At 63.6% G+C, this 17242-nt stretch carries 16 protein-coding genes; 4 read left to right on the plus strand and 12 right to left on the minus strand.

Features of this window, described 5'->3' with window-relative positions:
- The first annotated feature begins 255 nt into the window (after window positions 1–255).
- The gene (locus NFG57_RS14920; protein ID WP_348814644.1) at window positions 256–1851 is read left to right on the plus strand and encodes an arylsulfatase; all 1596 of its coding nucleotides are present in this window, start codon (window positions 256–258) and stop codon (window positions 1849–1851) included.
- A 113-nt stretch (window positions 1852–1964) separates the two neighbouring features.
- Here the strand turns inward: NFG57_RS14920 and NFG57_RS14925 are convergent, their stop codons facing one another.
- The 5 genes from NFG57_RS14925 to NFG57_RS14945 all read right to left on the minus strand — a co-directional run bounded on the left by NFG57_RS14925 (window position 1965) and on the right by NFG57_RS14945 (window position 7099).
- Window positions 1965–2858: a DMT family transporter gene (locus tag NFG57_RS14925; RefSeq protein WP_261392059.1), complete on the minus strand. Its 894-nt coding sequence runs from the start codon at window positions 2856–2858 to the stop codon at window positions 1965–1967.
- 172 nt (window positions 2859–3030) lie between these two features.
- A complete protein-coding gene (locus NFG57_RS14930; protein WP_261392058.1) occupies window positions 3031–4068 on the minus strand; it encodes an Ldh family oxidoreductase in 1038 nt (345 codons plus the stop codon).
- 29 nt (window positions 4069–4097) lie between these two features.
- Window positions 4098–5429, minus strand: a complete 1332-nt coding sequence (locus NFG57_RS14935; protein ID WP_045992516.1) for a TRAP transporter large permease subunit — start codon at window positions 5427–5429, stop codon at window positions 4098–4100.
- A complete protein-coding gene (locus NFG57_RS14940; RefSeq protein WP_108133679.1) occupies window positions 5426–5941 on the minus strand; it encodes a TRAP transporter small permease subunit in 516 nt (171 codons plus the stop codon). Before NFG57_RS14940 ends, NFG57_RS14935 begins: the two co-directional genes overlap by 4 nt.
- A gap of 93 nt (window positions 5942–6034) precedes the next feature.
- Window positions 6035–7099, minus strand: a complete 1065-nt coding sequence (locus NFG57_RS14945; RefSeq protein WP_348814645.1) for a C4-dicarboxylate ABC transporter substrate-binding protein — start codon at window positions 7097–7099, stop codon at window positions 6035–6037.
- Window positions 7100–7475: 376 nt separating this feature from the next.
- Here NFG57_RS14945 and NFG57_RS14950 point away from each other — a divergent pair, with 376 nt between their 5' ends.
- Window positions 7476–8078: an XRE family transcriptional regulator gene (locus NFG57_RS14950; protein WP_052704543.1), complete on the plus strand. Its 603-nt coding sequence runs from the start codon at window positions 7476–7478 to the stop codon at window positions 8076–8078.
- A gap of 168 nt (window positions 8079–8246) precedes the next feature.
- On the opposite strand, the gene NFG57_RS14955 is transcribed toward NFG57_RS14950, so the two are convergent.
- The 7 genes from NFG57_RS14955 to NFG57_RS14985 all read right to left on the minus strand — a co-directional run bounded on the left by NFG57_RS14955 (window position 8247) and on the right by NFG57_RS14985 (window position 15280).
- A complete protein-coding gene (locus NFG57_RS14955) occupies window positions 8247–9551 on the minus strand; it encodes an amidase (protein ID WP_348814646.1) in 1305 nt (434 codons plus the stop codon).
- Between the two features lie 41 nt (window positions 9552–9592).
- Window positions 9593–10381, minus strand: a complete 789-nt coding sequence (locus tag NFG57_RS14960; protein WP_348814647.1) for a sulfite exporter TauE/SafE family protein — start codon at window positions 10379–10381, stop codon at window positions 9593–9595.
- Between the two features lie 113 nt (window positions 10382–10494).
- A complete protein-coding gene (locus NFG57_RS14965) occupies window positions 10495–11475 on the minus strand; it encodes an ABC transporter substrate-binding protein (RefSeq protein ID WP_348814648.1) in 981 nt (326 codons plus the stop codon).
- Window positions 11476–11687: 212 nt separating this feature from the next.
- Window positions 11688–12518, minus strand: a complete 831-nt coding sequence (locus tag NFG57_RS14970) for an ABC transporter permease (protein ID WP_348814649.1) — start codon at window positions 12516–12518, stop codon at window positions 11688–11690.
- Entirely contained in the window at window positions 12515–13357 is an 843-nt protein-coding gene (locus NFG57_RS14975) for an ABC transporter ATP-binding protein (RefSeq protein ID WP_348814650.1), read from the minus strand. The genes NFG57_RS14970 and NFG57_RS14975 overlap by 4 nt, the downstream gene beginning before the upstream one ends.
- A 331-nt stretch (window positions 13358–13688) precedes the next feature.
- Complete coding sequence (locus NFG57_RS14980) at window positions 13689–14513, minus strand: metal ABC transporter permease (protein WP_348814651.1); 825 nt, start codon at window positions 14511–14513, stop codon at window positions 13689–13691.
- Window positions 14513–15280 (minus strand): metal ABC transporter ATP-binding protein, encoded by a 768-nt coding sequence (locus NFG57_RS14985; protein ID WP_348814652.1) that lies wholly within the window; start codon window positions 15278–15280, stop codon window positions 14513–14515. Before NFG57_RS14985 ends, NFG57_RS14980 begins: the two co-directional genes overlap by 1 nt.
- A gap of 153 nt (window positions 15281–15433) precedes the next feature.
- Between NFG57_RS14985 and NFG57_RS14990 the strand changes: the two genes are divergently transcribed.
- Both NFG57_RS14990 and NFG57_RS14995 read left to right on the plus strand, forming a co-directional pair.
- On the plus strand, window positions 15434–16408 hold the full coding sequence (locus NFG57_RS14990) for a zinc ABC transporter substrate-binding protein (protein ID WP_348816191.1): 975 nt from the start codon (window positions 15434–15436) through the stop codon (window positions 16406–16408).
- A 74-nt stretch (window positions 16409–16482) separates the two neighbouring features.
- Window positions 16483–17190 carry a metal-binding protein ZinT gene (locus NFG57_RS14995; RefSeq protein WP_348814653.1) on the plus strand — a complete coding sequence of 236 codons (708 nt, stop codon included), beginning with the start codon at window positions 16483–16485 and terminating at the stop codon, window positions 17188–17190.
- The last annotated feature ends 52 nt before the right edge of the window (window positions 17191–17242 follow it).

The raw sequence follows: 17242 nt of genomic DNA on the forward strand, positions 1-17242 counted from the left end.
GTTGGGCAAGATCAGGAAGCACCCGCCTGGCGATGGAGCCCAGGCCGTTATGCCTTTCGGGGGATGGCGCCCTCCCACCTCACTCGCCACACTGCGACCACGCCCGAGCAACACGCCAATGCTGCACATCCTGGCACCACCCGACGGATACCGGGAAGACATCAGGCGCCAGACAGCGTCCTGCTTCAGTGATCACATGTCTCCCCTGGCACCGCGGCTCTCTTCTTTCCCTGGGCCCGACACATGGAGTGGAAAATGAGGACTTCCATCGCTGCGACAATGCTGACCGTGGCCCTGTCGGCAGGCCTGTTGGCGGCCAAGGCCCCCATCGCCATGGCCAGCACGCTGTCCCGGGCGGTGGCGGAAAACGACCATCGCCAACCGGCCATTCCCCACCCCCAGCAGCAGGCCGCGGCCGCCCAGGCACTGGCGGACTTCGAGGCCCGCGCGGGCCAGAAGCCTAATATCCTGCTGTTTATCGTCGATGACCTGGGCTACGGTGACCCCGGCGCCTTCGGTGGCGGTGAGGCCATCGGCGCGCCCACCCCGCATATGGACCGGCTGGCCGATGAAGGCCTGATGCTGACGTCGACCTATTCGCAGTACACCTGCACGCCCACACGTGCGGCCATCTTTACCGGCCGTCTGCCGGTGCGCACCGGCCTGATCCGCCCGATCCTTGCCGGCGACAGCGTCAGCGTGAATCCATGGGAAGGCGAGACGTCCATTGCAAGGCTGCTGTCGAACCAGGGCTACTACAGTCTGCTGGTGGGCAAGTGGCATATCGGGGAAGAAGAAGGCATGCGCCCCCACGATGTGGGCTTCGACGAGTTCTACGGCTACTACCGGGCGCAGAAGGAATACACCCAGCGCTTCGATGAGCGTCGCTATCCCGACCTGGTACTGGATGACGACAAGCTTGAGCGCTACGACCGGATCAAGGCCGATGACAACCTGATCCACGGCCTCGCCGACGGCACCACCGAGGTGGTCAGCCAGGTCAGCTCCATCGAGGACATGGCCGAGGGTGACGCCCGACTCAGGGACTACACCGTCGACAGCATCCAGCGGCTGTCGCAGCAGGACGCGCCCTTTTTCATCACCCACGCCTTCATGAAGGTGCACGCCGACAACTGGCCATCGGAGGCGTTTCTCGGCGCCAGTCCATCGAAGTATCCCTACAAGGACGCCGTCGTCGAGGTCGACAGCTATATCGGTGACATCGTTCAGGCGCTGGATGACAGCGGCGAGCTGGAGAACACCTTCATCTTCGTCACCTCGGACAATGGGCCCCAGATGGATAGCTGGCCGGACAGCGGCTACACCCCCTTCCGTGGCGCCAAGGGCACCACCTGGGAAGGCGGCGTGCGGGTCCCGGGCATCGCCTACTGGAAGGGCATGATCCCGCCCGGCCAGCGCTCCGACGGCCTGTTCGATCTGATGGACCTGTTCAATACCTTCGCCACCCTGGGCGGCGCCGAAGACGGCATCCCTCAGGACCGCTACATCGACGGCATCGACCAGACGTCCTTCCTGCTTACCGAGAACGGTCAGTCCCACCGCGAGCAGGTCTACATGTGGCTGGGCAACCAGTTCACCGCCCTGCGCATGCGTGAGTACAAGATGCATACCGCCGTGGTGCGCGCCGACGATGGCCTGCGCTGGATCGACATGGCCACGGTGGAAAGGACCGCCCTGGCCCCTTGGCTGTTCAATCTCTACATCGACCCCAAGGAACAGCTGACCGTCGGCCACCGACGCAACGCCTGGCAGGCGTCCATGGTGGCCGAAGCCGGCGCCCATCGCGCCACCTTCGAGAAATTCCCGGCCAAGAACATCGGACTGGAGTAGCCCGGGCGCCGGGCTCAAGGCCCGCAGCGCCCCTCGCAGGAATCGTCTCTGCCAGGTCGGCAGACGGAGACGACCGTGGCGCCGACGACGTCTGTGCTATCGAGGCGACTTGCCTACTCTGAGGCTGTCGCCGCACGGTGCTTGAGCAGGCTGATGCCGGTCACCGCACCGAGAATCAGCAGCATGCCCCCGACCTGAGGCAGGGTCAGGCTCTCGTCCAGCACGAACAGCCCGAACAAGGTCGCGGTAACCGGTTCGACCATGGCGACGATGGAGGCCATGGTCGGCAGCGTATAGCGCACGCCGACAACGTAGCAGAAGAACGACAGCGCGCCGCCCAGCACACCGACCAGCAGAAACAACGAAACGTCAGCGGACGCCGGCACCGAGGCCAGCGTCGAGAAATCCGCCAGCGGCAGGATCAACAGGGCGGCGGTGGCCAGCGCCATCGGCAGCGCCGCCGTGGCCGAGCCATGCAATGCCGCAAAGCGAAAGCCGAAGATGAAGAAGGCGTAACCGACGCCTGCCAGCAAACCGGCGGCGATCCCGAAAGGCGTCACCACGCCGGCGTCGGCGCGGTAGATGCCGGTCAACAGCACGATACCGCCCATCACCACCGCCATGGCCAGCCACTGCACCAGTGACGGACGCTCGGCCCCGGTGAGGAAGGACACCACGAACACGAAGATCGGCGCGCTGTACATCAGGGTCGCCGCCACCGCCACGCTGCTCTCGCTGATGCTGATGAAATAAAAAGTGAAGTTGGCGGCGATACCGCACCCGGCGAGCATCGCCCACATCACCATCCGGCGGTTGACCGTCGGTCGCCCGCGCCGCCACCAGGACAGCGCCAGCCACACGAGCATCACACCCACCCCCACCAGCGCCCGCCAGAAGGACACCGCCTCAGGCGTCCAGTCGCGCTGCAACAGCAGGCTGCCGAAACCGCCGGCGAGCCCCCACTGCAGCGATGCCAGCATCACCAATAACGTCCCTGTCATTGCCATGACATGCCCTCGCTTCGAACAAATGAGCTCTCGGTCGGGCGTCGCTGCCCAACCGTACCCCAGCGTAGGAAATGATCACGGCGCGTCCTAGAGGCGCAGCAATGACTTCGTGTAAGCCTCATGTACCTTCGGTCGGGTGGCGACACCTTCGGCTAAGGCGCCCCGCGTCACCTCACGCCAGCAGCGCCTCGATATCATCGAGCAGCGCCTGGGGCACCCAGGCGCCACGGGATTCACTCAGCGCCCGCTCTCGGTAACGACGCTGGGCCGGCAAGCGTGCGCCCTGGCCCAGCAGCTCGTCGAACAACCGCTCGGCCCTGTCCATGTGCGCCTCGCTGGTGGCGCCTGCGGTGCGCGCCGGGTCGATGGCGATGATCAGTTCGCCGTGGTACGGAAGTCCTGCGCGACCGGCGTCGTGCTCGCTTGACTCGACGCTCAGCAGGTCACCGATCATCGGGCCGGCGATCAGCTCGACCATCAACGCCAGTGCCGAACCCTTGTGCTGACCAAACGGCAGCATGGCGCCGTGATCCAGCACTTCTTCGGGGTCGGTGCAGGGCGCCCCGTCGCGATCGACCCCCCAACCCTCGGGGATCGGCTTGCCCTCGCGGCGATGCAGCTCGATATCGCCCCGGGCGATGGCGCTGGTGGCAAAATCAAACACCAGTGGCTCGCGCCCGGGCCTGGGCCAGCCAAAGGCCAGCGGGTTGGTGCCCAACAGCGGACGACTGCCGCCGTGGGGCGCCATGTAGGCCTGGGTGGGGTTACAGGCGATCGCCACCAGGCCCTGTTCCGTCAGCCGCTCGAGTTCGACCCACAAGGCGGTGGAATGCACGCAGTGATTGATCGCCATCAGCGCGACCCCGGCGTCGCGGGCCTTGTCCACCAGCAGCGGCAGCCCCAGCTCGAAGGCCAGCGGTGAAAAACCACCGCCGGCATCGACCCGCACCACCCCGGCGGCCACGTCTTCTACCTCCGGGACGGCGTCGGCGACCGCCGCGCCCTGGCGCAGCGTCTGGACGATCCCCAGCAGACGGTAGAGCCCGTGTGAGTGGCTAGCGTCCATCTGCGCAGCCACCAGGGTCTCGCCGAGGGCCCTGGCCTGCTCGGCACTGAAGCCTTGGTGCTCCAGCACGCGGCGACTGAGCGACATCAGCGCCTCGCGGGTCAGGTAGGCCCCGTTGTCGACGGTGGTGTCGGAGTCCTTCATGGGGGCGTCTCCTTTGTCAGTGTCCGGGGTCATTTCCACGAGGGGCCGCTCAACTGCTCGGGTAGCCACAGCGCCAGCGACGGGAAACTCAGTACCAGCGCCAGCACTACCAGCTGTACTACGATAAAGGGCACCACCCCGATGTACATGTGCTTGAGCGTCACCTCCGGCGGTGTGATCGCCCTGAGGTAGAAGATCGACGGTGCCAGCGGCGGCGTCAGATAGCTAGTCTGCATCACCACCAGGAAGGCCACGCAGAACCAGATCTCGTCGAAGCCGAGTGCACGCACGATGGGCATGGCCACCGGGATGACGATCAGCACCACCGAGATCATGTCGAGCACGAAGCCGGCCAGGAAGGCGATCAGCAGGATCATGCCGAGGATCATCCAGGGGCTCATGCCGGTGTCCATCAACAGCGACTGCACCGTGGCCATGCCACCGGCGGCGAAGAACACCCCGGCGAACATGTTGCCCCCCAGCACGATCAGCAGAATCATCGCCGAGATATTCAAGGTCCGCTTGGCCGAGTTCCACAGCACGTCCAGCGTCAGGTTGCGATAGGCCAGCGCCAGCACCACCGATCCCAGGGCACCGCAGGCGGCCGCCTCGGTCGGCGTGGCGATGCCGAGCAAGATCGTCCCGAGCACCGTCATGATCAGCGCCATGGTCGGCAGCAGCGCACCGAAGGTCATCTTGAGCTTCTCGCCGAGGGTCGCCCGCTCGGCATCATCCTGCGCCATGCGCGGCGCCATCTCCGGCTTCAAGTAGGCGATCAGCACGATGTAGAGCAAGAAGAACAGCGCCATCAGGAAGCCCGGGAACATCAGGCCGCTGAACAGCGACCCCACCGAGACGCTGGCTACCGGGCCCAGCACCACCACCGTGATAGACGGCGGGATCGCCGTCCCCAGCGAGCCGCTGGCACAGATGGTGCCGGACATCAGCGACTTGCTGTACTGATGCTTGAGCATGACCGGGATGGCCAAGAGCCCGATCACCGCCTCGGTGGCACCGACCACGCCACTGGCTGCGGCGAACAAGGTCCCCATGACCACCGCGCCGACGCCCAGTCCCCCCGGCAGCCGACGGGTCCAGAAGTGGATCGCCGTGAACAGCCGCTCGGCGATACCGGAGCGCTCGAGCATGGCGCCCATGAAGATGAACAGCGGCACCGCCGCCAGGATCGAATTGGAGGCGGTGTCCTCGATCTTGGTCAGCAACTGATAGGCGGCAGCGTCACCGAACTGCATGATGCCGAACAGCGTCGCCACCAGAATCATCGAAAATGCGATCGGAAAGCCGGCGATGATGAAACCGATCAAAGCCGGGAACATCACCAGCGCAAGATAGTCGCTCATGCCGCGCCCCCCTGTTCGGGCGTGCGCCCTTGCATGATATGAACCGCCTTGAGGATCTCGGCCACGACCTGCAGCGCCAGCAGCACGAAGCCGGCCCACCAGGTCAGAAATACGGGCCAGATCACCGGGTTCCAGGCCGAGCGGCCGGAGCGTTCATTCGAGGCGAAGGCCTCCAGCGCATACTGCCCCAGCTCCCACACCAGCCAGCCCAGCACCGGCAGAAACAGCAGGTAGCCGACCAGGCGCACCGCTGCGTTGGTGCGATCCGACCAGCGCAACGTCAGCAGATCGACGCTGACGTGCTGGCCCAGGCGCAGGGCGTTGGCCATGCCCAGCATGAAGATGGCACCCATGACCATGTAGCTGACCTCGAAGGCCCACAGGGTCGGGCGGCCCAGCACGTAGCGGCTGAACACCTCATAGACCAGGGCCGCGATCAGCGGAAAGGTCAGCATGGCGCCCAGCCCTCCCGCCAGGCGGGTCAGCCGCTCGATAGCGTGAATAAGCTTCATCTCGTTTGCCCACAGGTGGTGGTAAAGACAGCGGCCCGACCAGGCAGCAAGGGGGTTAGCTCTTGCTGTCTGGCCGGGCCGCAAGGCGTGTGGTCAGTCGCGACCCATGGCACCGATCGGCAGGCGATACTGCTGCCAGTTGGTCATGCTGGCCTTGAACTCACGCTGGGACTCGAGCACCCGGGCAAACCACTCGTTGCTCTCGGCGTTCTCGTCTTCCCACTTGCGCGTTTCTTCATAGATGGCGTCGATGAACGACTGATCCAGCTGGACGATCTCGTTGGGGCCGTCGACCAGCTCCTGATAGGCCTCGAGGTCGGCGTAGGAGCTCGCGAGCCAGGAGTCGAACACGCTGAGCTTGCCGGCCAGACGCAGCAGCTCCTGCTGTTCGCCGCTCAGCGCATCCCAGGCGTCCTGGTTGACCTGGCACTCGAGGAAGCCACCCGACTGGTGCACGCCAGGCAGGATCACGTACTGCGCCACGTCCTGGAAGCCGGTGGGCTTGTTCATCTCGGGGCTGCCCCACTCGGCGGCGTCGATCACGCCACGGTCCAGGGCGTTGTAGATCTCGCTGCCCGCCATGACCACGGTGGACGCACCCAGCTGGGAGGCGATCTCGGCCCAGGCGCCGGAGGTGCGCAGGCGCAGACCCTGGAAGTCCTCCAGCGTCTCGACCTTCTTGTTGGAGTGCAGGAAGATCTCGGTGCCCAGAATCGAACAGGGGAAGGCCACCACATCGAAGACGTCACGGCGGAACTCTTCATACAGCTCCACGCCGCCGCCCTCGTACATCCACATCATGAACTCTTCCGGCGTCAGGCCGCTGGAATGCCCGGCCAGCAGCGCCGCGGTGGGATCGGTGCCGTAGTCGTAGTTGACATAGTTGTGGCTGACCTCGGCCACCCCGGCCTTGACCGTATTGGTGACCCGCAGCGCGCCCCCCAGGGTGCCACCGGGGAACACCTCGATGGCGATGTCGCCGGCCGTCAGCTGGTCGACATAGTCGGCGAAGGTCTGGGCATCGCGCTCAAGCCAGGGACCGCCGCCCCAGGGTGTGGCCATCTTCCAGTTCATTTCCTCTGCACTTGCACTCAGCGAGGCACCCGCCAGCGCGGCCGCCAGGGCGACACCGCCCGCCAGTCGATTCAGTTTGTACATTATTATCCCTATTGGATTTTCTTGTGGAAATTAGGCGCTGTCCGAAAAGTCGACGAGCGAAGGTTAGACAAGGCAAAAATCGGTGAGAAAGCGCAGTTTACGGGGTGTAAATGAGCATTTTGATCCGATTTTTAACGCCGTATTACCGAGCGCAGGCACTTTTCAGACAAGCCCTAGGAGCGCAATGACCGTGCTGGCAAGCGCTTTGGCAACCCCGGGATCACGCCGGAGCACCCGCTCACACGCACACACCTTGCTATTGTCGCGTTCGTGAATGAGGATTGCATATACGCAATATTCAGTCAAAACTATAAAAAAAGACCAACAATCAACGCTTTTTCTTGAAAAATTCGAGACGAAGGCGTCGGAGGCCAGCATGAGCGACACCGTCACCCCGCCCCCACGCGTCAGGGAGCGTCCGCGCAAGGCAGGTTCCATCGGCACCAACCTGAAGGCACTCAGAAGCGATAGGGGCCTGACCATCGCCCAGATGGCCGAGGCCTCGGGCAGTTCCGCCGCCAGCATCTCGCGTATCGAGAACGGCCGGCTATCCCCGACCTACGACGTGATCGTCAAGCTGGCCGCCGCCCTGGAGGTCGATGTCAGCGAACTCTTCTATCACAACGAACGCAGCGCCCTGAGCGGCTGGCGCACCCTGACCCGGGCGGGCCAGGGGCCGGTGGTCGAGACGCCCAACTATCGCTTCGAGCTTCTGTGCAACGACATGGTGGCCAAGGACTTTCTGGTGTTTTCCACGACGGTGCTCAACACCAGTATCGAGGAGTTTGGCGAGTTGCAGCGCCACGCCGGACATGAGCAGATCGTGGTGCAGCAGGGTGAAGTGGAGGTATGGACGGAGCACTACGAGCCGACCCGGCTCAAGGTCGCCGACAGCATGTCCTTCGACAGCCAGATGGGCCACGCAGTGATATCGGTCGGCGACGAGCCGGCGCGGATACTGTGGATCTGTACGTCCTGAGGGGCCCGGCAGCCGTAGGCTCGTCCCGACATCGAGCCCCATGCACACTGCGCCGGCCCGGGACAAGCGCCGGCGTGGCCGGCCACACAGGGGCCGACCACGCTAGGTGCCCGAAGCGCTTGCGTACAGGCAGACGAGCGATGGCTCAAGTGCGAGCGACACCAGGCATCAAGCCGACAGCGCTGGCTCCCGTTCGGCAACGGCCACGGGCTTGAGCCCGCCAACCAGACCGGATGCCAGGGAAAGCAGGTGCTCATCGGCCCAGCGATCGGCGATCAACTGCACACCGATGGGCATGCCATTGCTGCCCTGCCCGATCGGCAGGTTGAGACAGGGCACCCCCAACAGGGTCCAGGCACGGCAGTAGAGTGGATCGCCTGTGGCCTCCAGCCCCAACGGCGCCTCGCCCGTGGCGCTGGCCGCCAGGATCGCATCGACCCGGGTGTCGAAGATCTGCGTCAGCGATTGCCGGGCACTGGCAACTGCCCGCATCGCCTCGCAGTAGCGCATCCAGCTAATGTTGCGCCCTTCTTCGATCAACTCGACCAGCTTGGGGCCCATCTGGTCTCCGAAGCGGTCGTACTCACTGGCCAGGGTGCCCGCGGACTCGTAGGCCATGACCACCCGCTGATGTTCGACCAGTTGTTCAAAGTCGTCACCGAGCGCCAGCGGCACGATCTCGGCACCAGCCTCTTTCGCCAGCGCTTCGGCCTCGGCAATCACCTTCTGCACGTCGGGCGCCAGTGGCTCGCTCGCCGGCAGGCTGACAGAGCCGATGCGAACGCCGGCAAGGCTTTGCTGCGGGGCGATCTCGGCCGCGCCGGTCAGACTGGTGAATACCGTACAGATGTCACCGATGCTGCGCGCAAACCAGCCGAGGGTATCCAGCGATGGGGCGAAGCCCCTGACGCCTGCGGTGCTCAGCGTATTGAACGTCGGCTTGAAACCATAGACGCCGCAATAGCTGGCCGGACGAATCATGCTGCCGGCGGTCTGCGTACCGAAGGCGATGGGCACCATGCCCGCCGCCACGGCGGCGGCGGACCCGCTGGATGAGCCGCCCGGCGTACGCGCTTCGTCGTGGGGATTGCGGGTCTTGCCCGGGGTGAAATAGGCGAATTCCGTCGATACCGTCTTGCCCATGATCAGCGCGCCCTGCTGCTTGAGCAGGGTGACCAGGGACGCATCGACCAGCGCGCCGGCAGAACGCAGGTAGCCGCCGGTTCCCCAGGCTGTCGGCAGGTCCACCGTATCGATGATGTCCTTGATGCCCACCGGCACACCGTACAGGGGGCGATCCGCCAGCGCCGGATCCAGCGCCGGCGGCGACTCGGCGAGCGCCTCCCAGGCCCCTACCGAGGCCTCGCTGTGTTCGATTGTTGCCGTGCACTCGTGCCACCAGTCCAGCGCCTCGGCGTCGGACTGGTCGAGCCTGTTACGAAAGGCGCCAATGGTGTCAGGACCTGATTGCATATGGATCATCCTCGAGGATTGTTGAAAGCGTTGTTGTGACGTCAGAGGATCAACTTGAGCCCCACCACCAGCATCACCGCGGCAAACAACTGGCGCAGCCGGTGGGGGGGAAGAAAGTGGGCGAGCTTCGCGCCCAGCCGGGCCGCCGGCACACTGAACAGGGCGACGCCGAAGAAGGCCGGCCAGTAAAGGTAGCCGGAGCTACCGCTCGGCAGGCCGGAATGTCCAAGCCCGGTAAACAGGAAGGTGATGGCACCGGCGGCGGCGATCGGCAGGCCACACGCCGCCGACGTGCCGACAGCGTGGGTGACCCCAGCGCCGTTTCGGGCAAGCCAGGGCACGCTGAGCACACCACCGCCGACACCGAACAGCGCCGAAAAGGTACCGATGGCGGTGCCCGCAGCGAACATGGCCGGACGACCGGCGCCACTGTCGGCTTCACTGACACCCCTGGAAAGCAACATGTGAAGCGCCAGCAACAGCATGAATACACCGAAGTAGCGCTCGAGCTGCTGTGCGTCCAGCTGCTCGGCCACCAGCCCCCCGAGTACCGCACCACACATCAACCCGGGCAGCATGCGCGTCAGCAGATCCAGTGACACCGCCCCCTTTCTCCAGTGGCTGAAGGCCGAGGAGGCGCCGGTCACCACGATGATGGCCAGCGAGGTACCGATCGCCAGGTGCATCACCAGGTCCGCCTCCACGCCCTGGTGGGCCAGGGCCAGTGACAGTGCCGGCACGATGATGATGCCGCCCCCGATGCCAAACAGCCCCGCGACCAGCCCCGCCAGTCCACCGACCGCGCTGAAGAACAACAGTGCCGCTAGCATTCACTTTTCCTCCAGCATCGAAGATGGGCGGAGGTCATCCTCCACCCACCTTCTCGCTTATGGCGTACTCGACGCCCTGTTACGGTGGTCGACGAGCGACCCGGGAACGCGCCTTAGTTCACGACCTTGGCGGCGAAGGAGTCATCGACGATATCTTCGTAGTACATCTCGCCCTGGATGTTGCCGACGAACTGCTGCATCTCGATGGCGTTGGTAAAGGCGTCTTCGGTAATCGTCACGCTTTCGGGATAGACGTTGTTGTCGATCATGCGCTGCACCGCCGCGTCGACGACCTCACCGGACAGATCGCCGAACTCCTCACGCGCCACCGCCTTGGCAGCATCGGCGTCGGAATGGATCAGCGCCAGGGAGTCATTGATGGCATTGACGAAGCGCAGTACCAGGTCCGGATTGTCATCGATCATCTCCTGGGAGGTGTTGATGGTCGAAAACGCGTACTCGGGATAGTCATCGGTGAAGGCGTGGATTACCTCCAGCCCCTGGGAAATACCCTGCTCAACCTGAGGCTGGTACGCCACGGCGATGTCGCCACGCCCGGACAGCACCGGCCCCAGCTCCGAGCCATTCTGCACCTCGGTGATGGACACCTCGCCGTCGAGCCCGGCGTCTTCGATCAGCCGCTTGATCAAGGTATTCGACGTACCAGGCGCCAGCCCCACGACGACTTCCTTGCCGGCCAGATCAGCAGGCGAACTGTAGTCGAGATCGGGGCTCGCCAGCACCCAGACAGGGGCGCTGTTGGCCACCGCGCTGATGGCCTTGCCGCTGCCCCCCTGTTCCTGGGCAAAGCCGACATGCTCTGGTCCATGCACGGAGAACTGCGATTCGCCGGCCAGCACCGAGGCCAGAGCCGCCGGTCCAGAGCCCGCCGAACGTACCACCGGGACCTCGATGTTGTACTCGTTGAACAGCCCTTCGTGCTTGGCCACGTAGACCGGCAGGTAGAGCAGCGAGTGAAACGCCTCGTTGATCAAGATGGTATCCATGTCTTCGGCCTGAGCCTGGAACGAAGACACGCTGGCCAGGAGGCCGAGACCGACGACAATTTTCTTGGAGCACGCAAATGAATTCATGATGGTTCTGTTCCTTGTCGTTATATTTTCAGCTTCGGGACTGCACTCACTGCACTCACTACTTTCACTACACCTTCAATACTCACTACGCTTACTACCTTCACTACATCTTCTGCACTTTCCACACCTTCCACTCTTGCCACTCTTTCCTTTTGCCACGTCTATTGCTTGTTACACTCACCACCTGACACAGCGTTCTGCGACGGAAATTTCTACTTGTTCTCCCACGGCAACAGACGCTTCTCCACCTTCGATACCACCACGTAAAGTGCGATAGCCACCATCATCAGGACGATCACGCCTACCCAGACCACATTCAGGTTGAACAGGTTGCCCGCCACGAAGATCATTCTGCCCAGCCCGCGATCGGATGAGATGAATTCACCACCGATTTCGGCGATCAACGCAAAGCCGATGTTCAGACGGAAGGCCGAGATGATCCAGGGGAGGGTTGCCGGGGCGACCACCTTGGTAAAGATCTCGCGGCGGGTGCCACCCAGCGACCTCATCAGGTTGATCATGTTGCGATCGATCTGATGGGTACCCTGGTAGGCCGACAGCAACGCCACCACGAAGGTCGCGACGAAGGCCAGCATGATCTTGGAAAACATGCCCGAGCCGAACCAGATGATGATCATCGGTGCCAGGGCGATCTTCGGCAGACCGTTCAAGGCCACCATGAAGGGATCGATGATCCTTGCCGTGGTACGCGAGAACCACAACAGCAGGCCACACACCGAGCCGAGCACGCTGCCGAGAAGAAAGCCCGCGATGGTGGCAGAGACCGTGGCCAGGGTGTCATCCAAAAGCTGACCCGACTGCAACAGGCGCCAGGCCTCTTCCGCGATGCCTGCCGGCGAGCCCATCAAGAACGGATTGATCCAGCCGAGATTGACGCCCATCTGCCACAGCACCACCACCAGCGCGATGCCCGCGCCACGCCAGAGGTTGTCCGTCAGCAGGATCGAGCGACCGGGCGCCTCGCAGTTTTCCCTGTTGCTGCCCGACTGGATCGTATGGGTGTAGACCTGGGCCTCACTCATGCCGCACCTCCGGCTACCTGGATATCCAGGTCATCCCAGATGCGGTCGAACAGCTGTTGATAGCGGACGTCGCTGCGCGCCTTGAGGCAGGACCCCAGCTCCCTGGACAGGCCCACGTCGTAGACCTTCTTGACCGAGGTCGGTCGCTTGGTCATGACGGCGACACGATCCGACATGGCGATGGCTTCGCCGATGTCGTGGGTGATCAGCACCACCGTCTTGCGGTGCTCCTTGAGGATCGACACGATCTCTTCCTCAAGCACCAGGCGGGTTTGATAGTCGAGCGCGGAGAACGGCTCATCGAGCAGAATCAGATCGGGTTCGGTGATCAGGGTGCGTATCAGTGCCACCCGCTGACGCATACCTCCCGACAGCGTATTGGGATACTGATCGGCGAAATCGGCCAGGCCATAGCGCGCCAGTTGCTCCCTGGCCATTTCATAGCGCTTCGCCTTGGATACGCCTTTGACTTCAAGCCCGAGGCAGACGTTGTCGATGATGGTACGCCAGGGAAAGAGCAGGTCACGCTGCAGCATGTAGCCGATCCGCGCCCCACAGACTGGATCGCTCCCGCGCAGCGTGATCTTTCCATCCGTGGGTTCCAGCAGGCTGGAGATGATGTTGAACATCGTGCTCTTGCCACACCCGCTGGGCCCGACGATGCTGACAAACTCTTCCTGTTTGATATCGAGTGTGATGTCTCTTATCACCTCGACGCTGTCATTGCCTGGACTGGAAAAGGTCTTCCTTACCCCCTCCAGCGAGATGACACTCGGGCGCGGCGGAGCTATCGCCTGCGGCTGTTCCAAGGGTAGTGCGTGCGACACCGGGGCATTCATTCGTTACCTCCTGAGCAAGGCCAGTATCCAAGATCATGTGACCTTTACTCAGGCATAACCGGTGCCACAAAAGCGGTTTTCCTTATCAATCAACTCCATAACAAATAATTCATGTACATGAGTCAGATGTGTGCCGATTCGCTCACTTCTTTGTGGTGCAGCGCACCATCCCTATGCACCAAGGCGCTCTGCTGACGGATTCGTAAGCTTTCCAGCGTCCTCGCCCCGATTCTAGCCACCTCTCATCGCCCTCGGGACGCGCGACGAGGACACGCGGGTGGTCGCCCCCCTTCCTCTCTGCGCCCAAAGCAGCAACGCATGGGTTACCCGTTCAGGACGAGATATCGCTGGAAGACATTCTTGCGAGCCGTCGCCTGCCGAGATCCACCAGGCTGCACAGGACAAACACCACAGCGGCGAGGCTGACGATGGTCGGACCGGTGGGCGTGTCGAGCCAATAGGCCGCCTGAAGACCGCCGCTAGTAGACGCGGCACCGATCACCGCTGCCACCAGCACCATGGCTTCCGGGGTACGGCAGAAGGGTCTGGCGGCGGCGGCGGGAATGATCAGCAGTGCAGCGATCAACAGTACCCCCACCACCTTGAGCGCCACCGCCACGACCACCGCCAGGGACAGTGTCAGCACCAGCTGCTCGCGCCCGGGATGGATGCCATTGGCCCGCGCCAGATCCGCGTCCAGGGTCGCCGTCAACAGTGACGACCAGCGCCACCCCACCAGCACCATGACCAGCAAGGCGCCGCCGGCGATCAACACCAGATCCCCCTTGCCGACCGCCAGAATGTCACCGAACAGATATGCCATCAGGTCGATACGCACCCCGGACACTAAGGACACAGCCACCAGCCCGAAGGCCAGCGCCGAATGAGCCATGACCCCGAGCAAGGTATCCATGGCATAGCCGCGCCCGCTGAGCAGTGAGACCAGGATCGCCATCAGCAACGACACCACCAGCACTCCGGCGAAGATCGAGGTCGACAGCAACAGCGACAGTGCCACACCAAGGATGGCGGCGTGCGCGGTGGCATCGCCGAAGTAGGCCATGCGGCGCCACACCACAAAACAGCCCAGCGGGGCGGCGGCCAAGGCCACACCGATTCCGGCGAGCGCCGCACGCAGCATGAAGTCATCGAGCATCAGGCTGAGACCCCCAAGGAGCGGGCAGCGCCCACCTGCGCCAAGGCCGGGCTAGCGGCGTCTTTTTCGCGCAGATGTTCGTGGCGGTAGAAGGCGAGCGCGTCAGCGGTATCGGGGCCAAACAGCGCCTGATAGGCCGGGGACGCCAGCACTCGTTCGGGCGTGCCCTGGCAGCAGACGTGGCGATCGAGGCAGATCACCCGGTCCGAGGTGCGCATCACCACATGCAGCTCATGGCTGACCATCAGGATCGCGCAGCCCGTTTCGCGCCTCACCCGCTCGATCTGGCGATAGAAATCCGCCGTACCCCGGTGGTCGAGGCCCTGGGTTGCCTCATCGAGCAGCAACAGGTCGGGCTTCTCCAGCAGGGCTCGCGCCAGCAGAACGCGCTGTCGCTGGCCGCCTGACAACGACAGCAACTGTTGCGAGCCCAGCTGAGGCACGCCGGCCTGCGCCAGGGCCTGCTGCACGGCTTCGCGGGAACGTCGACGAGGCAGGTTGAGAAAGCGCGTGACCGTCATCGGCAGGGTCGGACCGATGGCCAGCCGCTGCGGTACATAGCCGATGGTAAGCCCGGGCCTTCGCACCAAACGTCCGCCAGCGGGCGTCAGCGCACCGATGATGGTACGCAAAAGCGTCGATTTGCCCGACCCGTTGGGGCCGACCAAGGTGACGATTTCGCCGCATTCGAGCTTGAGGTCTATGCCCTCGAGGATGGTCTGCCCTCCCAGGACGACCCGCAGATCATCGATCGACAATAGCGGCATGAACATTCTCCAGAGCCTTTCTCGATTCCGAAAACAATGTTATATCATAACAAAACATGCCACAATCACCCGCTCCGAGAACGCTCCAAGAGATCGATGACGATGCACACCTCGCTACGCCCCCTTCTCCTCCCTTGCCTGCTGCTTCCTGCGATGGCTGCCGCAGAGGTCCCCTCGGTGGCCGTGGATATTCCGCCGGTCCACAGCCTAGTGGAGCGCGTGATGGGAGACCTGGGGACGCCGCAACTGGTGATCCAGCCTGGGGCCTCTCCCCACGGCTACGCCATGCGTCCTTCCGAGGCGGAAGCACTGGCACAGGCCGACGTGGTGTTCTGGGTCAGCGATGGATTGACGCCCTGGCTTGCCAAGGCACGCCAGTCACTGGCGGCGGATGCGCAGCAGGTGGAGTTGATGGAAAGCGCCGGCACGCAGCGCCTTACCTATCGACAGGGCGCGACCTTCGAGGCCCACGATCATGATGAGCACGAGGAGCATGAGGGCCACGGGCACCACGAAGAGCATGACGGCCACGAGCACGAGCACGACGCGCATGACGGCCACGAGCACGAGCAGCATGCCGGCCACGACCATCACGACCATTCAGGCTGGGACCCCCACGGCTGGCTGGACCCGGTCAACGCCCAGGCCTGGCTCGATGCCATCGCCACCTCACTGGCCGAACTCGATCCCGACAACGCCGACATCTATCGACACAACGCAGAGGAAGCCCGCAGCAAGCTCGACGACCTGATCGATGAACTGGAGACCCGCCTCCAGCAGGCCCAGGGTACTCGCTTCATCGTCTTCCACGATGCCTACCAGTACTTCGAGCGCCGCTTCGATGTGCCGGCGGCCGGGGCGATCTCCCTGGGGGATGCCTCGGACCCGAGCCCTGCGCGTATCCGAGAGATCCAGCAGCGTGTCGCCGATCTCGGCGTGCAGTGCGTCTTCCGAGAGCCCCAGTTCAACCCGGCGCTGGTGGACAGCGTCTTCGCAGGCACCGGGGTCGAGACGTCGCTGGTCATCGACCCACTGGGCGTCGACCTGCCGCTTGGTACCGAGCTCTATCCCGCATTGCTGCGCCAACTGGCCGACGGCGTCACCCGCTGCGCCGCCGAGGCCGAGTGATGAAAGCCCTGTTCTTTCCAAGGCCTCCCCTGGGAGGCCACAACGCCCCACCGATCATCCCAAGGAGCAAGACGATGGACCCGATTCTGACCCGCCGCATGGCCGTCGCCGCAATCAGCGCCCTGACACTGGCGACCGCCCCCCTGGCCCTCGCACAAAGCGATTCCGCGGCCAGCGAAGCGCACGATCACGACCACGATCACGATCACGATCACGACCATCATGATCATGAGCATGATCACGCCAAGGACATCTACGCCGGCTATTTCGACGACGACCAGATCAAGGATCGGCCGCTGTCCGACTGGGAAGGCGACTGGCAGTCCGTCTACCCCTACCTGCTGGACGGCACCCTCGACGAAGTGTTCGCCCACAAGGCCGAACAGAGCGATGACAAGACCGCCGAGGAATACAAGGCGTACTACGAGATCGGCTACGAGACCGACGTCGACCGTATCGTCATCGATGGCTCTACCGTCTCCTTCCACGAAGATGGTCAGGTTCTCTCCGGCGAATACGCCTCCGACGGCTACGAAGTCCTGACCTACAAGGCCGGCAACCGTGGCGTTCGTTACATCTTCGAATACCAGGGTGAAGACGACAGCTTGCCGAACTACATCCAGTTCAGCGACCATGCCATCTACCCGACCGAGGCCGATCACTACCACCTGTACTGGGGTGACGACCGTGCGGCCCTGCTTGAAGAAGTCACCAACTGGCCGACCTACTACCCCTCCGAACTGGATGGCCAGGGTATCGTCGATGAAATGCTGGCCCACTAAGGCCCGAGACCCAGGCACAGAGAGACCAAAGCCCCTCAAACGAGGGGCTTTG

The organism is Halomonas sp. H10-59, from assembly GCF_040070555.1.
Classification (GTDB): domain Bacteria; phylum Pseudomonadota; class Gammaproteobacteria; order Pseudomonadales; family Halomonadaceae; genus Halomonas; species Halomonas litopenaei.